Raw genomic sequence first — 25,074 nt, forward strand, 5'->3', positions numbered from 1 at the left:
TGGCGCCAATCCCCCCATCTCCCCTTGCCTTTCCCCCCCCACCTTGCTTCGCTCCCGCAATGACCCTCAGACCGACTCATCTCGACGACTCCGGCGCCGCCCACATGGTCGATGTCGGCGCCAAGCCCGCCACGCAGCGCCGCGCCGTCGCCAACGGCCGCATCACCATGTCGGCGGAAGCGCTCGCGGCGATCCACAGCGGCAACGCGCCCAAGGGCGACGTCCTCTCGACCGCGCGCATCGCCGGGATCATGGCGGCCAAGCGCACGTCCGACCTCATCCCGCTCTGCCATCCGCTCGCGCTCACCAAGGTCGGCGTCGACTTTGCGTGGGAAGCCAATGGCATCGCGGTCACCGCGACCGCCGCAACCAACGGTCCGACGGGAGTCGAGATGGAAGCGCTCACCGCCGCGTCGGTCGCGCTGCTCACCCTCTACGACATGGCGAAGGCGCTCGACCGTGCGATGGTGATCGGCGACATCCGGCTGCTCGAAAAGAGCGGCGGGCGTTCGGGCGACTGGCGCGCCGAATAGAATCCGTTCGCCCTGAGCTTGTCGAAGGGCTGCTTTTTCTTCAAACGGCAGCAGGAAAAAGCGGTGCTTCGACAGGCTCAGCACGAACGGCACGGCAGGACAGGACCATTTTGACCGATCGCACCGTCATCCAATCGAAGCTGCTGCCGGTCGAGGAAGCGCAGGCGCGATTACTGGCGGTCCGCGAACCGCTACCGACAGAGAATATCTCCCTTTTCGAATGCCTTGACCGCTATAGCTCGACCAATATTCTCGCGGCGCGCGATCAACCTGCCGCGCCGCTTTCGGCAATGGACGGCTATGCAATTCGCTTCGCAGACCTGCCCGGCCCCTGGACGATCATCGGCGAAAGCGCCGCGGGTACCGCGCCCGATCGCGGGGTGAACGCAGGCGAAGCGATGCGGATCTTTACCGGCGCGATGGTTCCCGACGGCGCCGATACGGTGGTCGTGCAGGAGGACGTATCGGCGAATGGCGCCGTGCTGACGCTGACCGGAAACGGCCCCGGCGCCCCCGGCCGCCATATCCGCGCGCGGGCCAGCGATTTTGCCGCGGGCGATTGCCTGCTCCCCGCCGGAACCCGCCTCACCCCCGGCGCGATTGCCGCCGCGGCGATGAGCGGTGCGGGCCAGCTCGCGGTCGGGCGCCGCCCGCGCGTTGCGATCCTGACCACGGGAGACGAACTCGTCCAAGCGGGGCGACCGCTCGCCCCGGGCCAGATCCCCGACAGCAACAGCCCGATGCTCGCCGCGATGCTCGCAGGCGAACCCGCTATCGTCAGCCTGCCGCATCACGTCCGCGACGACCGCGCGATACTTGCCAAGCTTTTGAAAGAGTTGGCGCGACGTCACGACGTCATCGTCACCGTCGGCGGCGCGTCGGTCGGCGATCATGATCATGTCCGCGGCGCGCTGGCGGACGCGGGCGGGACCATCGATTTCTGGAAGATCGCGATGCGCCCCGGCAAGCCGTTGATCGCCGGAACGATCGGCGACGCCCTGCTGCTCGGCCTGCCCGGCAACCCGTCGTCGGCGTTCGTCACCGCGACTTTGTTCCTTCTTCCCCTCGTCCGCCATCTCGCCGGCGCGCGCGATCCCTTGCCTGCGATCCACCAAGCGCCGCTCGCAATCGCGTTGGACGGCGGCGGCGCGCGCCGCGACTATCTGCGTGCGCGACTCGAGAGGGGCCGTCTCACCCCGCTGATCGGCCAGGACAGCGGCAGGACGTCGCCGCTCGCCGCCGCCAACGCGCTGCTGATCCGCGAGATCGCGGCCCCGCCGCGCGAGGCGGGCGCCATGGCGGATTATATCGTCATCGCTTGACAAGTTCCGCTCTGTTCCACTATCGTTCTCATTATGTCCGGTTCTGGTCCCGACGGAGGATGATCGATGTTGACCGCCAAGCAGCATGAACTGCTTCACTTCATTCAGCAAAAGCTTGATGCGGGCGGCATTTCGCCGTCGTTCGAGGAGATGAAGGAAGCGCTCGGACTGAAGTCGAAATCGGGTATACATCGCCTGATAAGTGCCTTGGAAGAAAGGGGCTTCCTCCGCCGCCTGCCCAACCGCGCCCGCGCGCTCGAGGTGATCAAACTCCCCGAAGGCAGCAAGCCCGCCGTGGGCAATGATCGCGACAATGTCGTCCCGCTGCGCAAGCCCGCTCCCGCGATGCGCCCGATCGCCGCGAACGACATCGTCGAGGTGCCGCTGCACGGCAAGATCGCCGCGGGCGTCCCGATCGAAGCATTCGAGGATTACAACAATCTCGCCGTGCCCGCCGCGCTGCTCGGCGCGGGCGAACATTATGCGCTCGAAGTGTCGGGCGACTCGATGGTCGAGGCCGGGATTTTCGACGGCGACTACGCACTGATCCAGAAAGCCAGCACCGCGCGCGAGGGCGACATCGTCGTTGCGCTCGTCGACGGGCAGGACGCGACGCTCAAATTTTTCCGCCGCGAAGGCCCGATGATCCGGCTCGATCCCGCGAACAGCGCCTACGAACCGCAGCGCTACCCCGCCGAGCGCGTCATCGTGCAAGGGCGCTTGTCGGGATTGCTTCGTCGTTACCACTAAGCTGTTGCGGGCGGCGCCACGGATGCCCGTCGCCCGCGCGCAGCGTGGCGACCGCGGTGGGTCGGTCGCCCAGATAGAGCGCCAGCCCGCCGGTTTCGGCCAGGCTGTCGCGATCAATCGTCATCCAGCGTCCGGCGCACTCGCGCGGTAACCAGCGGTCGCTGATCACGACATCAGCGGCGGCGCAGGCGGCGGCCATATCGGCGCCCTCGATCCGATCACGCCCGCGCGATGCCAGGATGACGCGCCGCGCTGCGCCCTCACCGTGACTCCAGCGGCAGAAATCGCGATTGCATTCGACATGGTCGAGCTCGGCCAGCGCCGCCAGCGGCGTATCGATCCCCGCCGCCTCGGACAGCGTATCACGAACATAATCGCCCGCACGGTCGCGCAGCAGCGCATAGCCGCCATCGGGCAGCGCCGCGGCGATATGCTTGCCATCGCCGGTCACCAACAGATCGGGACGCGGCTGGGCGAGCAGCGCCGCCATGCCGATCGCTACCGGGATCAGCCCCGCCCGGCGCCAGCGCGTTTGCCAGAGCAGAAACCACAACCCGCCGAACACCGTGATCGCAAAACCCCATGGCGGAAACACAGGTAGCGTAGCGACGGCGCCTGGGGCAGAGGCCACCCAATGCGCCAATCCAATCAGTGCGTTAAGGGCTTCTTCGGCAATCCACCAGAAAGGCGCGCCAATACCGATGCTGTCGAACAGCAGCGCCAAGGCTTCGGCGGGCATGATGACAAAGGTCGTCAGCGGGATCGCGACCACATTGGCGAGCGCGCCATAGAGGCCCGCCTTGTGGAAATGGAACAGCGCGATCGGCGCGAGCGCGGCCTCGACGACCAGCCCGGTCAGGACCAGCGCGCCGATGCCCCGGCCGAACCGGAAAACCCATGGCTCTTCGCGCCGGGCGACAAAGGCGCGCATCCAGCGGCTTTCGTGGAGCGCGACAATCGCGGTGACCGCGGCAAAGCTGAGCTGAAAGCTCGGCCCGGCCAGCGCCTCTGGTCGCCACAGCATGACCAGCAACGCCCCCGCCGCCACCAGCCGCAGCGTCAACGCCTCGCGGCCCAGCAAAAAGGCGAGCATCACAAGCAGCGATGCGATGAACGATCGCAGCGTCGGCACTTCGGCGCCGGCGAGCAACGTATAGCCACCGCCCGCCAGCGCGGCGGCGGCGGCGGCGAGCGGCAGCACCCAGCCCCGCAGCGCCAGTCGCCGACTGAGCGCGAGCAACCGCATCGACAACAGCATCGTAAAGCCGACCACTGCCGTCACATGCAGTCCGCTGATCGACAGAAGATGCGCCAACCCGCTGCGCCGCATCGCCTCGTCATCGGCCTCGCTGATCGCGCCGCGGTCGCCCGTCACCAGCGCCGCCGCGACGCCGCCAGCCGACCCGTCGACCTGCTCGTGAATATGCCGCGTCAACCGCGCCCGCAGCGGCGGCGGTCCCCGGCCCGCACCGGGCGCGCGGCCGATGTCGCCGATCACCGTCCCGACCGCGCCCAGTCGGTCGAACCAGGCGTGCTGGGCGAAATCATAGCCGCCCGGCAGGCTGGCGGTCGGTGGCGGCATCAATCGCGCCCGCAGGCCGATCCGCTCGCCCGGAAGCACCCCGGCGGCCTGCTCCTCGCTCGCCGTCACGCGCAATCGCGGCGGCAGGTCGGCGCGCGCGTGGGGACGGACGATCAACCGCACCTGTCCGCGCGCCGGCTGCGCATCAACGCGCTCGACCTCGGCTGAAAAAGCAGTTGTCACCGGCTGCGCCAGCACCGGCGCCGCAACCCACAGCGCACGACCCCAGATGAGCAGGATACCGGCCGCCATGACGCCGCAGCCGATGACGACTACGCGGCCCAGCCGTCGGTCCCAGCCGATCATGCCGCCTGCCAGCGCCCCTGCGCCCAGCGCCAGCAGCGCCCCGATCCAGTGCATCGCCGTCGGCAGCGCCAGCCACAGCGCGATCCCGGCGCCAAGCGCGGCGGGAAGCCACAACGCGATCCGCTCGCGCTCTGCCTCGAGCCGCAGCTCGATGGCATCGCCCAGCGCTCCCCAGCGGCCGCCACGGCGCGGGGCAATGGGCGTTTGAAGCTGTCTTGTCGCCATGCTAGGGGCTCCCCGAACGCCGCCGCGACGCGCGGCAAATTGAGTGAAAGAGGCCGTGGTGGCAACCGATATTGAAACCGATATGACCGCGAAAACCCCGGAGGCAACCGGCGCCGATGTCGTAACCCGTTTTGCCCCCTCGCCGACCGGTTTCCTGCATATCGGCGGCGCGCGCACCGCGCTGTTCAACTGGCTGTTCGCGCGCCATCATGGCGGCAAATTCCTGCTCAGGATCGAGGATACCGACCGGGCGCGGTCGACCGATGCGGCGATCGACGCGATCATCGACGGGATGCAATGGCTTGACCTCGACTGGGACGGCGAGACGGTGTTCCAGTTCGCACGCGCCGATCGCCATGCCGCGGTCGCTGCCGAATTGCTGGCGAAGGGCGAGGCCTATCGCTGCTATCTGACGCAGGACGAACTCGCCGCCATGCGCGCCGAAGCGCAGGAAAAGCGCCTGCCCTTCCGCGTCCGCAGCCCCTGGCGCGACCGGAACGACGGCGATCCGTCGGCGCCGCACGTCGTCCGCCTGCGCGCGCCGCAGGAGGGCGCCGCGACGATCGCCGACAAGGTGCAGGGCGACGTCACCGTCCAGAACGCCGAACTCGACGATTTTGTCCTGCTGCGCAGCGACGGTACGCCCACCTATATGCTGAGCGTCGTCGTCGACGATAACGATATGGGCGTGACGCATGTCATCCGCGGCGACGACCATCTCAACAACGCCTTCCGCCAGCTCGCGCTGATCCGCGCGATGGGCTGGCGGGAGCCGACCTATGCGCATGTGCCCCTGATTCATGGCGCCGACGGCGCGAAATTGTCGAAACGCCACGGCGCGCTCGGCGTCGACGCTTACCGCGACGAAATGGGCTATCTCCCCGAAGCGGTGAACAATTATCTGCTCCGCCTCGGCTGGGGCCATGGCGATGACGAGATCATCAGCCGCGAACAGGCGACCGCGTGGTTCGACCTGGCCCATGTCGGCCGCTCGCCGTCGCGCTTCGACTTCAAAAAGCTCGAAAATCTCAACGGACATTATCTACGCGAAGCCGATGATACCCGGCTCGCCGCGCTGGTCGCGCCGCGCGTCGAAAAGCTTGCTGGTCGCGCGCTCACCGACGCCGAACGCGATACGCTGACCCGCGCAATGGAATCGCTCAAACCGCGCGCCAAGACGCTGGACGAGGTCGCCGACGGCGCAATGTTCCTGTTCCGGGGCGATCCGTTGCCGGTGGACGGAAAGGCTGCCGAGGTGCTAAAGGCTGCGCGCGAAGGCTTGCTGGCTGCCGTAACGCAGCGGCTGCGCGGGCTGGACCAATGGACGATAGAAGAGCTGGACGCCGCCGTGCGGGCCGAGGCCGAAGCCGCCGAACTGGGACTCGGCAAATTGGCTGGACCGTTGCGCGCTGCCTTAACCGGCCGCACCGTTTCCCCAGGGATTTTCGACGTGCTGTTGTTGCTCGGGCGTGATGTCAGTCTGGCCCGACTTGACGCAGTGCAACATTATCCGGCAGGGGCGTAGCCACGCTCTCTCCTCGCCGTCATAACAGGGAAAAAAATATGACCGACCAACCCGCAAAAATCACCCTGGGCGACAAGACTGTCGAAAGTCCGGTATTGTCGGGCACCATCGGCCCCGATGTCGTCGACATCCGCAAATTCTATGCCCAGACCGGCGCCTTCACCTACGACCCGGGCTTCACCTCGACCGCCAGCTGCGAATCGCAGATCACCTATATCGACGGCGACGAGGGCGTGCTGCTCCATCGCGGCTATGCCATCGGCGATCTTGCTGAACATTCCAGCTTCATGGAAACCTGCTACCTGCTGCTGAATGGCGAACTGCCGAACGCGCAGGAACTGGCCGACTTCGACAATACGATCACCCGCCACACGATGCTGCACGAACAGCTGGCGACCTTTTACCGTGGCTTCCGCCGCGACGCGCATCCGATGGCGATCATGTGCGGCGTCGTCGGCGCGCTCAGCGCCTTTTATCACGACTCGACCGAGATCCACGATCCGCACCAGCGGATGATCGCCAGCCACCGGCTGATCGCCAAAATGCCGACGATCGCGGCGATGGCGTATAAATATTCGGTCGGCCAGCCCTTCGTCTATCCCGATAACAAGCTCAGCTACACCGGCAATTTCCTGCGCATGACCTTTGGCGTTCCCGCCGAGGAATATGAGGTCAACCCGGTCGTCGAACGCGCGCTTGACCGCATTTTCATTCTCCACGCCGACCATGAACAGAATGCGTCGACCTCGACAGTCCGCCTTGCGGGCTCGTCGGGCGCAAACCCGTTCGCGTGCATCGCTGCGGGCATCGCCTGCCTGTGGGGGCCGGCGCATGGCGGCGCCAATGAAGCCGCGCTCAACATGCTTCGCGAAATCGGCCGTCCCGAACGAATCCCCGAATATATCGCGCGCGCCAAGGACAAGGACGATCCGTTCCGCTTGATGGGCTTTGGCCATCGCGTGTACAAAAACTACGATCCGCGCGCGACGGTGATGCAGAAGACGGTGCGCGAAGTATTCGAAGCGCTGAAGGTCAATGACCCGGTGTTTGAAGTCGCGCTGCAGCTTGAGGAAATGGCGCTCAGCGATCCCTATTTCGTCGAAAAGAAGCTGTTCCCGAACGTCGATTTCTATTCGGGCGTCATCCTGTCGGCGATCGGTTTTCCGACGACGATGTTCACTGCGCTGTTCGCGCTCGCCCGCACGGTTGGCTGGGTCGCGCAGTGGAACGAAATGATCTCGGACCCCGCGCAGAAAATCGGCCGCCCGCGCCAGCTGTACACGGGTCCGGCGGCGCGCGATTATGTGCCGGTGGGTCAGCGTTGAACGGGCGTTTGTATGTAGCGGCAGCGCTGGCAGCGGCGGCTGGCGTCACGGTGCCGGCCACTGCACAGACCGCTGCCGACGCGTTCGAATGCAAGCTGCCGTTCAAGGCGGCGATGCAATCGATGACATCGCTGACGGTTTTGCGGCAAAAAACTGGATCACCTGCCACGGTGTTCATGGGCGAGCTGTCTTCCGTGGAATTTGCTCCCGCCAGCACCAAAGTCATGGGTGCTGCCCCCTCTAAACTCATTTTGACGACTTTAAGCCCTACGACCAAGCCGGGGGACAAGCGATTTTCGGCAACGATCGCCGCCTATTTCCCGCGCAATGCCAGCAACGAAACGACGCTCAATTCCGCCGGATGGACTCGTTCGTGCAAAGAGGGCGTCCGGGTATGTGGCCGCGACGGGATCGCGCCGAAGGCGATGGGTTCGATAACCTACATGCGCGACGACCCAAAGGAATTGAGCATCAGATGCCAATACAATTTGACAACCGACGATCTGGAGTAGCCGCAAGCGCTTGATGTAAGATCTGAATTTTACGTCACTTCTCGGGCAGGCAAGCTCAGCGTAAACCGCGCCCCCTGCCCCGGCGCGCTTTCGACCGTTAGGTCACCGTCCATCGCCCGCGCCAGTCGCCGCGCGATATAGAGGCCCAGCCCCGAACCCCCGCTGTCGGTGCGGCCCAGCCGCTCGAACTTCTCGAACACGACCGCCTGCTGTTCGGCATCGATCCCCTGCCCCTGGTCGGCGACCGTCACCATCGCGCGGTCGCCGTCGCGGTCGACGCGGATCCAGATTTGCGAATTGTCGGGTGAGTAGCGGATCGCATTGCCCAAGAGGTTGAGCAGCACCTGCAACACGCGGCGGAATTCGCCGGTCGCGGGTGCCTTGTCGTCGACCTTGGGCGCGTCGATGCGGATCCCCTTTTCTTCGGCCTTCATGCCGAGCAGGCCGACCGCGCGGCGCGCCAGATCGCCAAGGTCGATCTCGTCGGCGGCCGCCTTGAATCCCGGGCGCTCGATATTCTGCAAATCGGCGAGGTCGTCGACCAGACCCAGCAGATGCCGCCCGGCATGGGCAATGTCGCCCGCGTAGCGCGCATAATCGGCACGGATCGGTCCATCGAACTGACCCGAGATCGTCTCGGCGGTCGCGATGATGCGGCTCAGCGGACCGCGCAGCGCACCGTCGATGCGGCGGCCGAACTGCGGATCGGACAGCGGCAGCGATCCGAACGCCGGGTCGATCAGCGTCGCCGCGGGGATCGCTTCAACCGCAGGGTCCGTTTCTGCCGCCGTCGCCGTGCCGCGAAATCCGGTGAAGCGCCCGACGCCGTCGAACAGCGCATCACCCGACAAGGTCATGGACAGCCGTTCGGTCCCGGCATCCGCCCGGACAAGCTGGCCGTCGAAACGCGATTGCCGCGCCAGCGCGCGGAGGACCGGAAAGCGACCGTCGCCGTCGGGTTGCAGTTCGAACAGCTCGGACAGCGACCGTCCTTCCCAATCGGCAGGAACCGACGGTGCATCGGGCGCCGCGCGCAGCGCGACCATTCGCAGCAGCTGGTCGCACTCCCACGTCCACCCGTGCGGTGCTGCGATAGGGTCGGTGATCACCGGGATCTGCGGCTGGGTCATCGGACGCGTCCGCCAATCGCTGATCTCGAGCGCCGCCCCGTCGGCATCGGGAATGATGCGGACCAGCGCATGGATGTCGCTATGGTCGTCAGCGGCGTGCAGCGGGCGGCTGACGTCGCGGTGCAGCCGCTGCGCCAGCGCGACCAGTCGCGCCAGGTGCGGCAACGCCAGCGGCTTGCCGAGCCCCGCGCCCGCGCGCTGTTGCAGGCGCAGCAGCGGCGCGTCGGCGCTGACCAGCGCGCCCGACCGGTCGATCCGGCCACGGACGATCCGTTCGCTCATTATGCGGTCAGTCCCGACATCGCCAACGCGCCATCGTCGGCGACCGCGCGGGCGGGCAGCATCGCCAGCGACGCTTCCAGCGGCGCCATTGCAGCGCGATCGAGGCCCAGCGGCGCCAGCAACGATGGCAGCGCCGCGGTCTCCGCGGTCAGCAGCGCCAGCGCCATGTCGCCATAGCTGCGGCGGTGCGCGGCTGCCGCCAGCGCGATCAGCGTCGGCCAGTCATGGCGAAGGATCGCGTCGCGCGCGGCATCGGCCAGCCCGGATCCCAGCTGGTCGTGATACGCGGCGCCCGCCTGGGTGATCCCTTTCTCATCGGCATGGCGCTCGGTGGCGATCCGCACCGCGTCGCCCAGTTCGGCGGCGCGTTTATGGTCGTGACTGACCTCGGACAAACGCCAGCCCGCAATATCCAGCAGCAGGGCACGAAAGATGTCGCCGTCCAGATCGGCAACGGCAAGCGCGGGATGCCCCAGCGCGTCGAACCGGCGGCGGTCGGCGATCTGCAACGCCAGATAGGCGCGGTCGACGTCGGACAACGGCGCATCGATTGAAGGAACGTCCGCCGCGGCCTCGTCGGTTTCCGGCAAAATGGGCGGCGGGCTGCTACGCTGCATCGACAGATCGCGCCAGCGATGCTCCTCAGCGCGCGCAAAGCAAATGCGCGCCAGCCGTTCGGCCCCCGGCAACCCGCCGCGCAGCCATTCGCGCCACAAGCGGTCGGAATCAATCGCGCGATCGAGCCGCGCCGCGACTTCGATCACCAGCCGCCGCGCGATGCCCAGCGACAAGGCGCGCTGTTCCTCGGTCAACCGCGCGACCGTCGGCGCCGCCAGATAGCCGGCGAGTTCGCGCAAGCGCGCGGACAGCGGATCGATGCCGGACAAGGAGGCGGAGTCAGTCATGCACGGTCGCGGATAGCAGGATGACGTTAATACGCGCTAAACCTTGAAGCGCTTTGTATTAGCGCGCTTCCGGACGACGCGCCAATCGCAGCCAGACCAATATCTGGAGCAACGCGAGCAGCGGCAGGATTGCGAACATCAGCGAGGCGAAGTCGAACAGCAGCGCCGGGGCCAGCATGATCCACGCCTGATCGGCATCGGGGAGCAGCCAGTGAAAGCGCCGCCGCTCGCCCGAATCTTCGTACAGCGATCGCGCGACGAGGATCGTCGCGGCGAGGCATGGCGCCAGCGCAGCCTCTGAAAACGGCGGCATCTGGTGACCCGGGCCCGCCAGCGACACCAGCCACGGAAACACCGCGAGCAGAAGCCAGGCAAAAATCCGGATGACGTCGCGCGCCCGGTCTTGCGCGGCACTTTCGGCGCGAAATGCCGACAGGAAACGCATCGCGGTCAGCCCCAAGCCGCCAAGGATGGCGACCAGCGCGCCCGCGGCCGCCAGACCGCTCGCCGCCAGCGCCGCGACCGCCACCCACAAAAGCGCAGTGACATAGGGCAAATAGCGCGCCGTCGTCGGCGATTTGACCAGCAGCGGCCCGGCGAGCCGGATGATCGGCATCATGATCGCCGACCGCCCGAACCCCATCCCGCCATATTCGACCTGCTGGAGGCTCGACTGCTCGATCAGCGCCGCGGTCGGGCGATCGGTGACGATGGCAATCTCACCCTGCTCGAACAAGGCCGGTTCGCAATAGAGCCGCCGTGCGCCCGATTGCACCGCGAGGCGCAGCAACGTGAGCATCATGTCCCATTCGCCCGGCATCGCGGCCAGCTCGGCGACCATCGGCTGTGAGATACTCGCGAGCCCGCCCCAGCGCCGCGTCGCGTCGATGCGCTCGAACCCCTGCGTCAGCGGGGTGTCACCGGTGACGAGGATCGCGGGCGCTCCGGGCTTGGCGATCGCCGCATAATGTGTCCCGCCTGCGCGCAGCCCGTCCGTGACCAATATGATCCGGTCGTCCTCCTGAACCAGCCCCATCAGGTCGGTGGCCGCACGCACCGGGGTTATCTTCAGCCCGCGGCGGCGGATCCGGTCGCACGTCGAAAGCAGGTCGGCGGGGACTGCGGCCACCGCGACCGCGATATGCGTCACCCCGACATCGGCCAGCCGCGCCGCCTGCCGCTCGATCAATGTTTCGCCCGCGACGGTGACGAGCGCGCGCAGCCCGCCGTCGGGCAAGACTTCGCTGGCGCCAATCAGCGCGATCAGGGCCATCGACGGGCAGGACGAAGCAGGTTGGTCACGGCGCACCGTCATATGGCGCACAGCCGGTTTGGCAAGCATCGCTTGTCGCGGCGGCAACCGGCGTGATACGCCGCCGCGGTGACAGACGCTGGATCGGCAGTAATCATCGGCGCTTCGGGCGGGATCGGCGGCGCCCTCGCCGAAGCCTTGCACGCCGACGGACGGCATGACGTCATCCACCGCTTCGCTCGCTCATTCCCGGCACCACACCGCATCGATCTCACCGACGAGGCCTCGGTCGCGGCCGCGGCGGCGCTTGTGCGCGACAGCGGCCCGCCGCCACGGCTGGTCATCGTCGCGACTGGCCTGCTCCACGCCGAGGGACGCCAGCCCGAACGCAAGCTCGCCGACATCGATCCCGACTGGATGGCACGCAATTTCGCCGTCAACACGATCGGTCCGGCGCTGGTCGCCAAATATTTCCTGCCGCTGCTGCCGCGCCACGGGCGCACGCTGTTCGCGATGCTGTCCGCGCGCGTCGGCAGTATCGGCGATAACCGCAGCGGCGGCTGGTACAGCTACCGCGCCTCGAAAGCCGCACTCAACCAGCTGGTGCGCAGCTTTGCGATTGCCGAGGCGCGCCGCAATGCCGACGCCCTTGTCGTCGCGCTGCATCCTGGCACCGTCGACACCGGCCTGTCGGCGCCATTCCGGCGCGGCGTCCCCCCTGAAAACCTTGCCAGCGCGCCCACTGCAGCCGCCAACCTGGTGCGCGTGCTGGGGGCGCTGACGCCGACCCAAAGCGGCCGGATTTTCGCGTGGGACGGCGGCGAAATCATTCCCTGAAAACCCACCGAATCGCTGGCATTTCCCGCCACCGTCGGCTAGGTAAAAACCACTTCCCGAAAAGCAGAAAAAAGGCCGGGTCTTGACCGAAGAAAATACGCCGACGCCGCCGTCCGAAGACGGTATTTCGCCGATCAACATCGTCGACGAAATGAAGACAAGCTACCTCGATTACGCGATGAGCGTGATCGTCAGCCGCGCGCTGCCCGACGTGCGCGACGGCCTGAAGCCCGTGCATCGCCGCATCCTCTATTCGGCGTTTGAAAGCGGCTATGTCGCGGGCCGCCCGTATCGTAAATCGGCGCGCATCGTCGGTGACGTGATGGGTAAATATCACCCGCACGGCGACAGCTCGATCTACGACGCGCTCGCGCGCATGACGCAGGACTGGTCGATGAGCGTGCCGCTCGTCGATGGTCAGGGCAATTTCGGGTCGATGGATCCCGATCCGCCGGCGGCGATGCGCTACACCGAATCGCGCTTGGCGAAGGTCGCGAACACCCTACTCGGGGATCTCGACAAGGATACCGTCGATTTCCAGCCGAACTATGACGGGTCGGAGTCCGAACCCACCGTCCTGCCGGCGCGCTACCCCAATCTGCTCGTCAACGGCGCCGGCGGCATCGCGGTCGGCATGGCGACCAACATTCCGCCGCACAATTTGGGCGAAGTGATCAACGCGACGCTCGCGACGATCGACAATCCCGAAATCACCCTCGACGACCTGATGGCGATCGTCCCCGGCCCCGATTTCCCGACCGGCGCGCTGATGCTGGGCCAGGGCGGCGCGCGCAATGCCTATGCCACCGGCCGCGGCTCGATCATGATGCGCTCGACGCACATCATCGAGGAAGGCAGGAACGATCGTCAATCCATTGTATTGACGTCGATTCCGTTTCAGGTCGGCAAGTCGGGCCTAGTCGAGAAAATCGCCGAAGCGGCGCGCGACAAACGCATCGAGGGTGTGTCCGACATCCGCGACGAATCGAACCGCGAGGGCGTCCGCGTCGTCATCGAACTGAAGCGCGACGCGACCGCCGAGGTCGTATTGAACCAGCTGTGGCGCCACACCCCGGCGCAGTCGAGCTTCCCCGCCAACATGCTCGCGATCCGCGGCGGTCGCCCCGAAATGATGGGGCTGAAGACGATCCTGTCGGCGTTCATCGATTTCCGCGAAGATGTGATCACCCGCCGCTGCAAGTTCGAGCTGAACAAGGCGCGCGACCGCGCGCATATCTTGCTCGGGCTGGTTGTCGCGGTCAGCAATCTCGACGAAGTCGTCCGCATCATCCGCGGCTCGTCCAGCCCGGCGGCGGCGCGCGAGGCGTTGCTGCTGCGGGAATGGCCGATCGGCGACATCGCGCCCTATATCCGCCTCGTCGAAGCGATCGAGGGTGAGGTCGAAGAGGCGGCGACCTATCGGCTGTCCGAAGTGCAGGTAAAGGCGATCCTCGACCTCCGCCTACACCGCCTGACCGCGCTTGGTCGCGATGAAATCGGCAAAGAGCTCGGTGAGTTGGCAGCCGAGATTGAGGAACTGCTTTCGATCCTCGCCGACCGCGACAAACTCTACGCCGTGATGCGCGAAGAACTTGTCGCGGTGCGCGACGAATTCGGCAAACCGCGCCGCACCCTGCTCGCCCCCGCCGCCGACGGCATCGACGACGAGGATCTGATCGAGCGCGAGGAGATGGTCGTCACCGTCACCCTCGACGGCTATATCAAGCGCACCCCGCTCGACACCTTCCGCGCCCAGCGCCGCGGTGGCAAGGGCCGCGCTGGCATGGCGACGAAGGACGAGGATGTCGTCACCGAGCTGTTCGTTACCTCGACGCACACCCCAGTCCTCTTCTTCTCGACCGCGGGCAAGGTCTATCGCATGAAAGTGTGGCGCCTGCCCGAAGGCGGCCCGGCGACGCGCGGCCGCCCGATGATCAACCTCCTCCCGCTGGCGCAGGGCGAAACGATCTCGACCGTCCTCCCGCTGCCCGAGGACGAGGCCGAATGGGGCAAGCTGCACGTGATGTTCGCCACGGCGAGGGGCAGCGTGCGCCGCAACAGCATGGACGCCTTCACCAATGTCCCCTCGAACGGCAAGATCGCGATGAAGTTCGAGGGTGAGGACGAGGACGACCGGCTGATCGGTGTTGCCCTCCTCGACGAGAGCGACGACGTGCTGCTCGCGACTCGTCAGGGCAAGGCGATCCGCTTTGCCGGCGACGACGTCCGCGAATTCCAGAGCCGCAATTCGACCGGGGTGCGCGGGATGCGCCTCGCCGATGGCGACGAAGTCATTTCGCTGTCGATCCTCCACCGCGTCGGCACCAGCAGCGAGGAGCGCGAAGCCTATCTCCGCGCCGCGCCGTGGAAGGACAATGAGAATGAACCGACGCTGGAGGGCGACCGCATGGCCGAGCTCGCCGCGCGCGAACAGTTCATCCTCACGGTCTGCGCCAACGGCTATGGTAAGCTGTCGTCAGCCTATGAATATCGCCGCACCGGGCGCGGCGGTCAGGGGATCACCAACATCGACAATATCGGCCGCAACGGCCCCGTTGTCGCGAGCTTCCCGGCGACGCAGGCGCATCAGTTGATGCTCGTCACCGATCAGGCGAAGCTCATTCGCATGGGGCTCGACACGATGCGCGTCATCGGTCGCGGCAGCGCGGGCGTCCGCCTGTTCGACGTCGCCAAGGACGAGCATGTCGTTTCGGCAGCGTTGATCGAGGATGGCGACGAAGATGAGGCCGAAGGCCTCGAGGCCACCGAGGCCGCGGCGGAACCCCCGGCAACGGACGCGCCTTCCGCATGACCGCCGCGACCGCCTTCAAGATACTGACCCAGCAGCAATGGGCCGATTTTGAACGCGAGCGCGTGTTCCGCGGCGCCTCCGTGGACATTGCCGACGGCTATATCCACCTGTCGACCGCCGAACAGCTGGAAGGCACGATCGCCAAATATTTTGCCGATTGCCGCCCGCTGATGATCGCCGAGGTGGACCTGTTCCTCCTCGGCGACGCCGTCCGTTGGGAGCCAGCGCGGGGCGGCGACCTGTTTCCGCATATCTATGCCGAACTGCCGATCCATGCGGTCGTGAGCCTGCAAAAGCGCGACTGACGATCTTCGCCCCCGCGCCCGCGGAGGCGGTGACCGACGCTCATCGACAATTGTTCGCCGTCGGTCGGTTCTTGCTTCGGCTGCCCCCATGCGCCTACCACTGTCGGTCATCGCACAACATGTTGGGGGAAATCGCCAATGCGCCAGATTCTTGCCGCCGCTCTGCTGGCCTCTACTGCCCTGCCCGCCGCTCACGCGCATGAAACGGCGGCACCCGCCGCGGCATCGACGCCAGTTCCCAAGGAAGATCTGCTCAAACCGCCCGCCGACGCGGTCCGCTATCTCGTGGTGTCGGAAGCCGGTCAGCATGGTACGCAGTGGCAATGGCAATTGCCCGATGGCCGCACCGCCTATCGCTGGTCGCAGGAACTGCGCGGCTGGATCACCGAGATGGATCAGGTCACGACCTTTGCCGCGGACGGCACGATTGCGGCGACGACCGTTCGCGGCGTCACGATGTCGGGCGACGCGGCGGAGGATTATCGCGTCGCGGGCGGCCGTGCGATCTGGAAAACGGCGACCGACGCGGGCGAAGCCGCGGCGGGCGGCTGGTATATCCCGGCGGGCGGCGTCGGCATCGCCAATGCCCCGCTGATCAACGCGCTCGCCGCCGCGGGCGACAAGGGGCTCAATTTCCTGCCCAGCGGCAAGGGCCGTATGAGCTTTGGCCCGACCCAGGTGATCCAAGGCCCGAACGGCCCCAAAACCGTCCAGCTCGCTTTCATCAGCGGCATATTGCCCTCGCCCTATCCGGTCTGGCTCGACGAGCAGAAGCGCTATTTCGCCGACGTCAGCTTCTTGTCGGTGATGCCCGCGGGATATGAAGGCGCATTGCGCCAGCTGCGCGATGCCCAGGACGCCGCGACCGCCGACACGGTGGCCGCGATCGCCAAACGCTTTCAGTCCCCCGCCGCCCGCGCGCCCGTGTTGTTCGACAATGTCCGGCTGTTCGACGCCGACAAGGGCGTGTTTCTGACCGATCGCGCCGTGCTGGCGCAGGACGGCAAGATTGTCGCGATCGGCGCCGCCGGCTCGCTCAAAGCCCCGGCGGGCGCGCAGGTCATTGACGGCGTGGGCAAGACGCTCGTCCCCGGCATCTGGGACAGCCACCTCCACATCGGCGACGATTGGAGCGTGCTGTCGAACATGGCGAACGGCATCACCAGCTTCCGCAGCCCCGGCACCACCTTCGACCGCGCGGTCGATGCGACCAAGCGCCGCGCCGCGGGAACGCTGCTCATGGGCGAGCCCTTCATCTCGGTCATCATCGACAAAAAGGACCCCCTCGCCGCGCAGGGCGCCGAAGTGGTCAGCAGCGAGGCCGAAACGATCGCCGCGGTGCGGCGGGTGAAGGATGCCGGGCTGTGGGGAATCAAATTCTATACGTCGATGAACCCGGCGTGGATCGCCCCCGCGGCCAGCGAGGCGCACAAGCTCGGGCTGCACGTCCACGGCCACGTCCCCGCCACCATGAAGCCCAGCGAAGCCGTCGCGGCGGGCTATGACGAGCTCACCCACCTCAATTTCGTCGTGATGGAATCGATGCCGCGCGACGTCATTGACCGCGCTAACACGCGCCAGCGGATGGAGGGACCGGCGCGCTATTTCAAGGACGTCGACCTCGACGCGCCGCTGATGTCGGGCTTCATCGCCGACCTGGCGAAAAGGAAGACGCTGGTCGACCCGACGATCGTCATCTTCGAAGGCATGCTGACGCAGGACGGCGGCAAGCCGCACCCGGCCTATGCCCCCTATATGGGCATCGTCTCGCCGGTCATCGAACGGTCGAACTTCATCGCGGGCGGCTATCCGCTCGTCGAGGGGCTGACCCGCGACGATTACCGCAAAAGCTATGCGAAGATGGTGGAACTGGTGGGCCGCCTGCACAAGGCGGGCGTGCCGATCGTCGCCGGGACCGACGGCTGGGGCATCGAACTCGTCCGCGAACTGGAAATCTACCGCCAAGCGGGCTTCACCCCCGCCGAAGCGCTCCAGAGCGCAACGATCATCCCCGCCCGCGTCGTCGGCGCCGACAAACGCACCGGCTCGATCGCGGTGGGCAAGGAAGCCGACATGGTGCTGGTCGATGGCGACGCATCGACCGATCTCGGCGCGCTCCGCCGCGTGGTGACGGTGGTCAGCGACGGCTATGTGATGGATGCCGACGCGCTGCGGACGGCGGCGGGGTTCAGCGGGCGCCCGAAATAGGGGACGGCGCTGGCGGCTTGTTTCGGACAGCTATTGCCGAGACCTGACCCTGCCGTCGGCATTTGGATGGGAGGCTGACGTCCCAAAACCGTCGCCCCCGCGCAGTCGGGGGCCGCTACCGGCCTTGTCCTGCGTGGCTATGTAAACCGACAGCGGCTCCCGCCTGCGCGGGGGCGACGTCTTGTTTCGGTCGTCGGCCCTCAGATCAAAAACATCATCGTCGCGGTGAAAAACACCGCGAAACTCTGCAGAAACAGCCTCAGGTCGTTCCCGGCAAATATCGTCACCGGCTCGCGGTGCGCCGCCAGCGCCGTGCGCAATTCGCCCTGCCAGTCGGTGGGCGCGAGCAGCCGCGCGATCGTCAGCTGGCGGGCGCCATGAGCCTGAAGACGGCGGCGAATGTCGATGCGATCCGAGTCCATGCCCGGCAAGCTATGCCGGTCTTAACGACTTGGTAAGGTTAAAAGATCGTTAACAGATGCGGCGTGTCAAAGCGGTACAGCGTCTAATCCTTTGGGATAGGTCGGACCCGCACCGTTCGCGCATCGCGCGCGCCGACCTGAAACGGCTTGCAGCGCTGCGGCCGCATCCGCGGGCCCAGGCACAGGCGGACTTCCTTAAGCCACCCCTGCCGATCGGTCGTCACCGCGATCATCGGCAATGTCACGCCTTGGTTGCTCGCGGCAAAGGCGCGGCGGATGCTACCCGCGGTCTGTGGCCGTGCCGCCAGCGCCGCCATGTCGGGAAAGCGCACGGCGCGGAACAGTATCGCGGCAGAGCGGAAATAGGCCGCGGGATGCGGGCTCATGCATGTGCCATGCTTCGCCCATTCATGCTGGAGTAGCTGCGCCGATGGCGTCATGCACAGATGCTGGCGCAGCACCGGCTGCGGCACGATCTTGGCCGGGCGGCACCATTGCGGATAGTCGCGGCTGTCGGTTTCGGGCCAAAGCCCGTGGAGCACCCAGCCGAACCGGCCATTTTCGCCCGCGCACTGGAACCTGTCGCGCGCGTCGCGCGGGCTGCGGACATTGGCGCAATGCTGCGGCGACCAGCTCATGGCCAACAGATAGCCGGTGATCGGGGTCTTGCGCACCGGTTCGCCGCGCTTGGGCTGGTCGAGCCGCGGCACCGGGATGCGATCGGGGATTTTGCAGGCGAGCGCCTGCGCTTGGGCTGCTGTGGGTACGAGGAGCAGCGCGAGTGCGGTCGCGGCCCTCCACCGTCGCCCCCGCGCAGACGGGGGCCGCCGTCGGCCCTTTCCTCCGTCGCTGGGTAAAACGGCAGCGGCCCCCGCCTTCGCGGGGGCGACGGTAGAATCTTCAAACCAGCGCAAAATCGAGCCCGATGTCCGCCGCGGGCGCCGACTGCGTCAACCGCCCGACCGACACATAGGTCACCCCGGTCGCGCCGATCGCGCCGATCGTGTCGAGCCGCACCCCGCCCGACGCCTCGGTCGGCACCTTGCCATCGACCAGCGCCACACATTCGCGCAATTCATCGAGCGTCATATTGTCGAGCAAGAGATGCGTCGCCCCGGCGGCGAGCGCGGGCTCGACCTGCGCCACCCGGTCGACCTCGACAATGATGTCGGCGATCCTGGCCGCGACCGCACGCCGCACCGCTTCCTCGACCGAACCGGCGACCGCGACATGATTGTCCTTGATCATCGCCGCGTCCCACAGGCCCATACGGTGATTCTTCGCGCCGCCTATCCGCGTCGCATATTTTTCCAGCACGCGCAGGCCGGGGATCGTCTTGCGCGTGTCGAGCAACGTCGCGCCGGTTCCGGCCAGCGCGTTCACATATTGCCGCGTCATCGTCGCGATCCCCGACAGATGCTGGACCGTATTCAACGCCGACCGTTCGGCGGTCAGCATCGCGCGGGCATTGCCCGACAGGCGCATCAAATCGCTGCCCGCGGCCACTTCGGCACCTTCGGCGATCAGGATTTCGATCTCCATGACAGGATCGAGTGCGCGAAAGAAAGCTTCGGCGATCGGCAAACCCGCGACGATGATCGCATCACGGCTGTCCATCACCCCGCCAAAGCGCGCGTCAGCGGGAATCACCGCCATCGAGGTGATGTCACCGCCCGACCCCAGATCCTCGGCAAGGGTAGTGCGAACAAAGGCGTCGAGGTCGAAGTCAGGAAGGGAAAACTGGGTCATCGGACTGCGATAATGGGCGGCCGCAGCAAATCAACTTGACGTTTACGTTAACTAACGCTGACATGCACGCTACGTGGTACTTTAGTCCACATCCGGAGAGGCCCAATGCAATCACCCATCTGCGCGATGCTCGCCATCGAATTCCCCCTGCTCGCCTTCTCGCACTGCCGCGACGTCGTCGTCGCCGTATCAAAGGCGGGCGGCATGGGCGTCTTTGGCGCCGCGGCGCTGCCGCCCGAACGGCTTGAGGAAGAGTTGCAGTGGATCGACGCGCATATCGGCGGCAAGCCCTATGGCGTTGACCTGATCGTCCCCAACAGCTTCGTCGGCAAGGGCGAGGCGCCCTCGTCCGGCGCGGCGAAAGTCCCCGAAACGCATCTTCAGTTTGCCGCCGACCTGCTCGGGAAATATGACGTCGATGCTTCGGGGCTCGAAGCCGCGATGGAAAGCCGTCAGAGCTTTGGCGACAATATGCACGAGGATGGCGCGGCAAGACTGCTCGAAGTCGCGTTCCGTCATCCGATCCGCCTGATCGCCAACGCGCTCGGCGTCCCGCCGCCGCTGATGCTCGAGCTCGGCAAGCGCCACAATGTTCCTGTCGCCGCGCTGGTCGGCACGCGCGATCACGCGCTGGCGCAGGTTCGCGCCGGAGTCGACATTCTGGTCGTCGCGGGCGGTGAAGCGGGCGGCCATTGCGGCGAAGTCGCAACGATGGTGCTGGTCCCGGAGGTCGCGGCGGCGCTCGACGCAATCGGCGACACGACGCCGATCCTCGCCGCAGGCGGCATCGTCACCGGGCGCCAGATGGCGGCGGCGATGGCGATGGGCGCGCATGGCGCATGGTGCGGGTCGGTGTGGCTCACCACCGCCGAAGCCGAAACCAATCCTGTCGTGAAGGAAAAGATGCTCGCCGCGTCCGCGCGCGACACCGTGCGCTCGAAAAGCCGCACCGGCAAATCCTCGCGCCAGCTCCGTTCACCGTGGACCGACGCATGGGAAGCCGACGGCGCGCCCAAACCGCTGCCGATGCCGCTGCAATCACTGGTCAGCGAGCCCGCGCTGCGCAAGGTCGATAAATTGTCCGAAGGCGGCCACGAAGGCGCCAAGGCGCTCGCGACCTATTGGGTCGGTCAGGGCGTCGGATTGATGAACGAGGCGATGGGCGCCGGACAGGTCGTGCAGGAATTCAAGCAGGACTGGGTCGCCGCGTGCGAACGACTGAACGGCTTCATCGGGGAATAATGCACCAAGTACGTCCCCCTCCATGGGGGAGGCAGCAAGACTTGGCGGCTTGCCGCCTAGTCGCAACGGAGGGGGTGCGCTCTCGACCTGAAACGATGGTGCAAGGACGCACCGTCACCCCCATCCAATTCCGCCTAGTCGCTTCGCGATGAGGCTCCATATCCTTCCCCCATCAAGGGGGAAGGATCGGCGATCAGCTAACCGTCGCTTTCACGATCTTGCCGGGCTCGCGCGGCGGCTCGCCCTTGGGCAGCGCGTCGACATTTTCCATGCCTTCGATCACTTCACCCCAGACGGTGTACTGGTTGTCGAGGAAGCGTGCGTCGTCAAAGCAGATGAAGAACTGGCTGTTCGCGCTGTTCGGATTCTGCGCGCGCGCCATCGAACACACACCGCGGACGTGCGGCTCGCTGTTGAATTCCTGCGGCAGGTCGGGAAGCTGGCTGCCGCCCATGCCGGTTCCCGTCGGGTCGCCGCCCTGCGCCATGAAGCCGGGGATTACGCGGTGGAACACGACGCCGTCGTAAAAGCCTTCCTTGGCGAGCGACGAGATGCGTTCGACATGTTGCGGCGCGAGATCGGGGCGGAGACGGATGACGACATCGCCGGTCGAGAGCGAGAGGGTGAGTGTTTCGGACATGATGGGACTCCTGCGGTCTGCGTTGGCGGTCCCATAGCTGCCGCCGCGATCAAAGCCACGCACTAAATGCCAAAAAGGTGTTCGCAGCGTTGCCATCCGCGGGTCGCGGCACTAGGGGAAACTCGGACGCCGCCAAAAACCAGGGAGGACCGCGCGATGGACAAACGCGAAGAATCCCTGCCGCCGGACGACCTCATCGCCGCCGATGACCGGGATCGTGATCAGCCGCCGCGCGAGCCCGAAACCGAGCTGGACGAAGACGATCGACTGAAGCCCGAATTCGTCCGCGACGTCATCGAACTCGCCGAGGCCGGCGAAGGCGAAGCCGCACGTGAGCGGATCGGGCGCCTGCACCCCGCCGACATCGCCGACCTGTTCGAACTGGCGCGGAGCGACGAACGCCCGATGCTGGCGGCGGTGCTGGGCAACATGCTGTCGGCCGACGTGCTCGCGGAAATGAACGATTATGTGCGCGAGGAGCTGATCGACCTGCTCGCGCCCGAACAGGTCGCCGAACTCGCATCCGAACTCGATACCGACGATGCCGTCGCGATCATCGAGGATATGGAAGCCGACGAGCAGCAGGCGGTGCTCGACGCGATGGAGCCCGAAGATCGCGCCGCGATCGAGGATGCGCTGTCTTTCCCCGAGGAATCGGCCGGGCGCCTGATGCAGCGCGATCTGGTCGCGGTGCCCGAACATGTGACCGTCGGCGACGTGATCGACCGGCTGCGCGAAGACACCACGCTGACCAGCGATTTTTGGGAAATCTTTGTCGTCGATCCGATGCACCGCCCCATCGGCACCTGTCAGCTCAGCTGGATCCTGCGCACCCCGCGCGACATCGCGATCAGCGACGTGATGAAGCGCGAGCAGACGTTGATCCCGATCGACATGGACCAGGAAGAGGTCGCGCTGCGCTTCCAGAAATATGCGCTGATTTCCGCCGCGGTCGTCGACAAGGGAGGGCGGCTGGTCGGGATGATCACGGTCGACGACATCGTGCACATCATCCAGGAAGAGGCAGGCGAGGACATCCTCCGCCTGTCGGGTGCTGGCGATGGCGACATCAACGAGCCGATCCGCGAAACGTACAGCGCGCGCGTGCGCTGGCTGGTCGCCAACCTTGGCACCGCGTTGCTCGCGTCGTCGATCGTCGGATTTTTCGGCGGTGCGATCGAACAGATGGTCGCGCTCGCCGCGCTGATGCCGATCGTCGCCGGGGTCGGCGGCAACGCGGGAACCCAGACGCTGGCGGTGACGGTGCGCGCGCTCGCGATGAACCAGCTCACCGATTCGAACAGCTGGCGCGCGATCTGGCGCGAGATGAAGATCGCGCTGCTCAATGGCGGCACGATTGCCGTGATCGCGGGCTGTGCGACCGCGCTATGGTTCGCCAACCCGCAGCTCGGCGCGGTGATCGCCGCGGCGATGGTCGTTAACATCTTCGTCGCCGGGGTCGCCGGTGTCGCGATCCCGCTGTTGCTCGACCGGCTCGATCAGGATCCGGCGGTGGCAAGCTCCATTTTCGTCACCATGACCACCGATTCCATGGGCTTTCTGGCCTTCCTGGGGCTGGCGGTACTCAGCGGACTGACCACGCTGACGTAATCAAGCCATTGGAATCCAAATACGATTTTCTCAGCGAAGAAAAAATCGAAAATTATTTCGCTGCGATCACTTTTTTCGGGAACTTATCGGACATCTTGCTCGTTTCCCGTTCGAGCAGCGATCATCGCCCCCCCGCAGCGCTGCTCAGCAACATTGGCCCGGCCCGCATTCCCTCCCCCCCCTCGAAGCGCGCCGGGCCATTTTGCATCGAGTTCAGAGAGGTTGGATTCCATGACCAGTTTTCGAGCAATCATTCTCGCCATCGTGGCCAGCGTCGTCGTCACCGGTTGCAACACGGTTAAGGGTGCAGGCCGCGACATCGAATCTGTCGGTCAGGCTGGCAGCGACGCGATCAACTGATCGGGCGAGTAGAGCTTACCCTAAGCCTCTTCGAGAGGCTCGACAGGCGCCGCTTCGGCGCCTGTTTTGCGTCGGCGCTGGGTAAACCAGATGGCAAAGATCGACAGCTCGTAAAGCAGGATCAGCGGGACCGCGAGCAGGAACTGGCTGAGAATATCGGGCGGTGTCGCAACCGCCGCGATCGCGAAGGCTGCGACGATCATGTAGCGGCGCGCCGACACCAGCTGCGCGCGCGTGACCAGCCCCGATCGTTCGATCAGCATCAGGAAAATCGGCAGCAGGAAGGCGATACCAAACGCCATGATGAACTGCATGATGAAGCTCAGATAATTGGCGACCGACGGCAGCGCTTCCTGCTGGATACCGCCCATATCGCCCTGATAACCGAGCAGGAATTTCAACGCGACGGGAATGGTGACAAAATAGGCAAGGCATGCCCCCGCCGTGAACAGGACGGGCGTCGCCAGAATGAACGGCAGCAGCGCCCGCTTTTCCTGACGATAGAGGCCCGGCGCGACGAATTTCCACAACTGGTTCGCGATCACCGGAAAGGCGATCATCATCGCCGCGAACAGCGCGACCTTGATCTGGACAAAGAACGCCTCGAACAACTGGGTGTAGATGATCTTGCCCTGCCCCGCGGCAACAAGCGGCTGGACGAGGATGCTGAAGATCGGCTCGGCAAAATAGAGGCAGACGCCAAAGGCGAGGCCAATGGCGACCAGTGATTTCAGAAGCCGCGAGCGCAATTCGATCAGATGGTCGAGCAGCGGCATCTTGCCGCCCGCGCCATCCTCTTCACTCGCAACGGAAACGGGTTCGGCGGTCATGGCAGCGGCCCATCACGCGGAGGCACGGCGTGCGTTTCGGGCGGTGTCGCGGCGGCCGCCTGATCGACATCGGCGTCACTCGGCGGTCCCGACGTGCCAGCCGGGGCGCTCGTGTCCGGTGCCGACGTTGGGGATCGCGCTGGAGCGTTTGCATCATCGATGCGCGGAAATTCGCGCATGATCGCGTCATTCTGCGCGCGCCACTGCTTCTCGAGCTCTTCAAGCTCAGCCTCGCGCATCATCGTGTCGAGTCCGGATCGAAAGTGGCGCGCCATCCCGCGCGCCTTGCCCATCCACTTGCCCACAAAGCGCATCGCCTTGGGCAAATCCTTGGGACCGATGACCACCAGCGCAACCACGATGACGAGCAGCAGCTCGGTAGGCGCGACGTCGAACATGACCTAATTTT

23 protein-coding genes are annotated in these 25,074 nt (G+C 65.9%); 13 read left to right on the forward strand and 10 right to left on the reverse strand.

The features are described 5' to 3' along the window. The first annotated feature begins 59 nt into the window (after positions 1 to 59). The 3 genes from moaC (at position 60) to lexA (ending at position 2,605) form a co-directional block, all read left to right on the forward strand. Positions 60 to 533, forward strand: a complete 474-nt coding sequence (gene moaC, locus SPYCW_RS09265) for a cyclic pyranopterin monophosphate synthase MoaC (protein ID WP_120216549.1) — start codon at positions 60 to 62, stop codon at positions 531 to 533. A 110-nt stretch (positions 534 to 643) separates the two neighbouring features. After that, the gene (locus SPYCW_RS09270) at positions 644 to 1,855 is read left to right on the forward strand and encodes a molybdopterin molybdotransferase MoeA (RefSeq protein ID WP_232014901.1); all 1,212 of its coding nucleotides are present in this window, start codon (positions 644 to 646) and stop codon (positions 1,853 to 1,855) included. Between the two features lie 66 nt (positions 1,856 to 1,921). Next, the gene (gene lexA, locus SPYCW_RS09275; RefSeq protein WP_120216550.1) at positions 1,922 to 2,605 is read left to right on the forward strand and encodes a transcriptional repressor LexA; all 684 of its coding nucleotides are present in this window, start codon (positions 1,922 to 1,924) and stop codon (positions 2,603 to 2,605) included. Here the strand turns inward: lexA and SPYCW_RS09280 are convergent. Continuing rightward, positions 2,559 to 4,718, reverse strand: coding sequence for a ComEC/Rec2 family competence protein (locus SPYCW_RS09280; RefSeq protein ID WP_120216551.1), 2,160 nt, complete (start codon positions 4,716 to 4,718; stop codon positions 2,559 to 2,561). The genes lexA and SPYCW_RS09280 overlap by 47 nt on opposite strands. Positions 4,719 to 4,800: 82 nt before the next feature. On the opposite strand from SPYCW_RS09280, the gene gltX reads away from it, so the two are divergent. The 3 genes from gltX to SPYCW_RS09295 are packed head-to-tail and all read left to right on the forward strand — an operon-like array spanning position 4,801 to position 8,080. Next, entirely contained in the window at positions 4,801 to 6,243 is a 1,443-nt protein-coding gene (gene gltX, locus SPYCW_RS09285; protein WP_120218215.1) for a glutamate--tRNA ligase, read from the forward strand. Between the two features lie 38 nt (positions 6,244 to 6,281). After that, positions 6,282 to 7,568, forward strand: coding sequence for a citrate synthase (locus SPYCW_RS09290; RefSeq protein ID WP_120216552.1), 1,287 nt, complete (start codon positions 6,282 to 6,284; stop codon positions 7,566 to 7,568). Continuing rightward, on the forward strand, positions 7,565 to 8,080 hold the full coding sequence (locus SPYCW_RS09295; protein WP_145985969.1) for a hypothetical protein: 516 nt from the start codon (positions 7,565 to 7,567) through the stop codon (positions 8,078 to 8,080). The genes SPYCW_RS09290 and SPYCW_RS09295 overlap by 4 nt, the downstream gene beginning before the upstream one ends. 29 nt (positions 8,081 to 8,109) lie before the next feature. Here SPYCW_RS09295 and SPYCW_RS09300 read toward each other — a convergent pair whose 3' ends face one another. Genes SPYCW_RS09300 through SPYCW_RS09310 form a run of 3 tightly spaced genes read right to left on the reverse strand, consistent with a single transcriptional unit; the run spans position 8,110 to position 11,712 of the window. Then, a complete protein-coding gene (locus tag SPYCW_RS09300; RefSeq protein ID WP_120216554.1) occupies positions 8,110 to 9,492 on the reverse strand; it encodes a sensor histidine kinase in 1,383 nt (460 codons plus the stop codon). Beyond that, positions 9,492 to 10,397 carry a hypothetical protein gene (locus tag SPYCW_RS09305; RefSeq protein WP_120216555.1) on the reverse strand — a complete coding sequence of 302 codons (906 nt, stop codon included), beginning with the start codon at positions 10,395 to 10,397 and terminating at the stop codon, positions 9,492 to 9,494. The genes SPYCW_RS09300 and SPYCW_RS09305 overlap by 1 nt, the downstream gene beginning before the upstream one ends. A 58-nt stretch (positions 10,398 to 10,455) precedes the next feature. After that, entirely contained in the window at positions 10,456 to 11,712 is a 1,257-nt protein-coding gene (locus SPYCW_RS09310) for a hypothetical protein (RefSeq protein WP_232014902.1), read from the reverse strand. Between the two features lie 66 nt (positions 11,713 to 11,778). Here SPYCW_RS09310 and SPYCW_RS09315 point away from each other — a divergent pair, with 66 nt between their 5' ends. The 4 genes from SPYCW_RS09315 (at position 11,779) to SPYCW_RS09330 (ending at position 17,811) form a co-directional block, all read left to right on the forward strand. Beyond that, entirely contained in the window at positions 11,779 to 12,486 is a 708-nt protein-coding gene (locus tag SPYCW_RS09315) for an SDR family NAD(P)-dependent oxidoreductase (RefSeq protein ID WP_120216557.1), read from the forward strand. Between the two features lie 82 nt (positions 12,487 to 12,568). Next, on the forward strand, positions 12,569 to 15,298 hold the full coding sequence (gene gyrA / locus SPYCW_RS09320; RefSeq protein ID WP_120216558.1) for a DNA gyrase subunit A: 2,730 nt from the start codon (positions 12,569 to 12,571) through the stop codon (positions 15,296 to 15,298). Then, a complete protein-coding gene (locus SPYCW_RS09325; RefSeq protein WP_120216559.1) occupies positions 15,295 to 15,603 on the forward strand; it encodes a DUF952 domain-containing protein in 309 nt (102 codons plus the stop codon). Before gyrA ends, SPYCW_RS09325 begins: the two co-directional genes overlap by 4 nt. A 138-nt stretch (positions 15,604 to 15,741) precedes the next feature. Next, positions 15,742 to 17,811, forward strand: coding sequence for an amidohydrolase family protein (locus SPYCW_RS09330; RefSeq protein WP_120216560.1), 2,070 nt, complete (start codon positions 15,742 to 15,744; stop codon positions 17,809 to 17,811). A gap of 200 nt (positions 17,812 to 18,011) precedes the next feature. On the opposite strand, the gene SPYCW_RS09335 is transcribed toward SPYCW_RS09330, so the two are convergent. The 3 genes from SPYCW_RS09335 to nadC form a co-directional block, all read right to left on the reverse strand. Further along, on the reverse strand, positions 18,012 to 18,233 hold the full coding sequence (locus SPYCW_RS09335) for a hypothetical protein (protein WP_120216561.1): 222 nt from the start codon (positions 18,231 to 18,233) through the stop codon (positions 18,012 to 18,014). 83 nt (positions 18,234 to 18,316) lie between these two features. Then, positions 18,317 to 18,943: a ribonuclease T2 family protein gene (locus SPYCW_RS09340; protein ID WP_232014903.1), complete on the reverse strand. Its 627-nt coding sequence runs from the start codon at positions 18,941 to 18,943 to the stop codon at positions 18,317 to 18,319. Positions 18,944 to 19,133: 190 nt separating this feature from the next. Next, positions 19,134 to 19,982 (reverse strand): carboxylating nicotinate-nucleotide diphosphorylase, encoded by an 849-nt coding sequence (gene nadC / locus SPYCW_RS09345; protein WP_120216562.1) that lies wholly within the window; start codon positions 19,980 to 19,982, stop codon positions 19,134 to 19,136. Positions 19,983 to 20,087: 105 nt separating this feature from the next. Here nadC and SPYCW_RS09350 point away from each other — a divergent pair, with 105 nt between their 5' ends. Further along, positions 20,088 to 21,224 carry an NAD(P)H-dependent flavin oxidoreductase gene (locus SPYCW_RS09350; RefSeq protein ID WP_120216563.1) on the forward strand — a complete coding sequence of 379 codons (1,137 nt, stop codon included), beginning with the start codon at positions 20,088 to 20,090 and terminating at the stop codon, positions 21,222 to 21,224. Between the two features lie 193 nt (positions 21,225 to 21,417). Here the strand turns inward: SPYCW_RS09350 and SPYCW_RS09355 are convergent, their stop codons facing one another. Then, a complete protein-coding gene (locus tag SPYCW_RS09355) occupies positions 21,418 to 21,864 on the reverse strand; it encodes a peptidylprolyl isomerase (protein ID WP_168453068.1) in 447 nt (148 codons plus the stop codon). Between the two features lie 156 nt (positions 21,865 to 22,020). Here SPYCW_RS09355 and mgtE point away from each other — a divergent pair, with 156 nt between their 5' ends. Together mgtE and SPYCW_RS09365 are read left to right on the forward strand one after the other, a co-directional pair. Continuing rightward, complete coding sequence (gene mgtE / locus SPYCW_RS09360; protein WP_172595467.1) at positions 22,021 to 23,475, forward strand: magnesium transporter; 1,455 nt, start codon at positions 22,021 to 22,023, stop codon at positions 23,473 to 23,475. A 231-nt stretch (positions 23,476 to 23,706) separates the two neighbouring features. After that, a complete protein-coding gene (locus SPYCW_RS09365; RefSeq protein WP_120216564.1) occupies positions 23,707 to 23,835 on the forward strand; it encodes an entericidin A/B family lipoprotein in 129 nt (42 codons plus the stop codon). A 20-nt stretch (positions 23,836 to 23,855) separates the two neighbouring features. On the opposite strand, the gene tatC is transcribed toward SPYCW_RS09365, so the two are convergent. Continuing rightward, positions 23,856 to 24,665, reverse strand: a complete 810-nt coding sequence (gene tatC / locus SPYCW_RS09370) for a twin-arginine translocase subunit TatC (RefSeq protein ID WP_120216565.1) — start codon at positions 24,663 to 24,665, stop codon at positions 23,856 to 23,858. Next, on the reverse strand, positions 24,662 to 25,063 hold the full coding sequence (gene tatB / locus SPYCW_RS09375) for a Sec-independent protein translocase protein TatB (RefSeq protein WP_120216566.1): 402 nt from the start codon (positions 25,061 to 25,063) through the stop codon (positions 24,662 to 24,664). Before tatB ends, tatC begins: the two co-directional genes overlap by 4 nt. Between the last annotated feature and the right edge of the window lie 11 nt (positions 25,064 to 25,074).

Origin of the sequence: Sphingopyxis sp. EG6 (assembly GCF_003609815.1) — a bacterium.
Classification (GTDB): Bacteria; Pseudomonadota; Alphaproteobacteria; order Sphingomonadales; family Sphingomonadaceae; genus Sphingopyxis.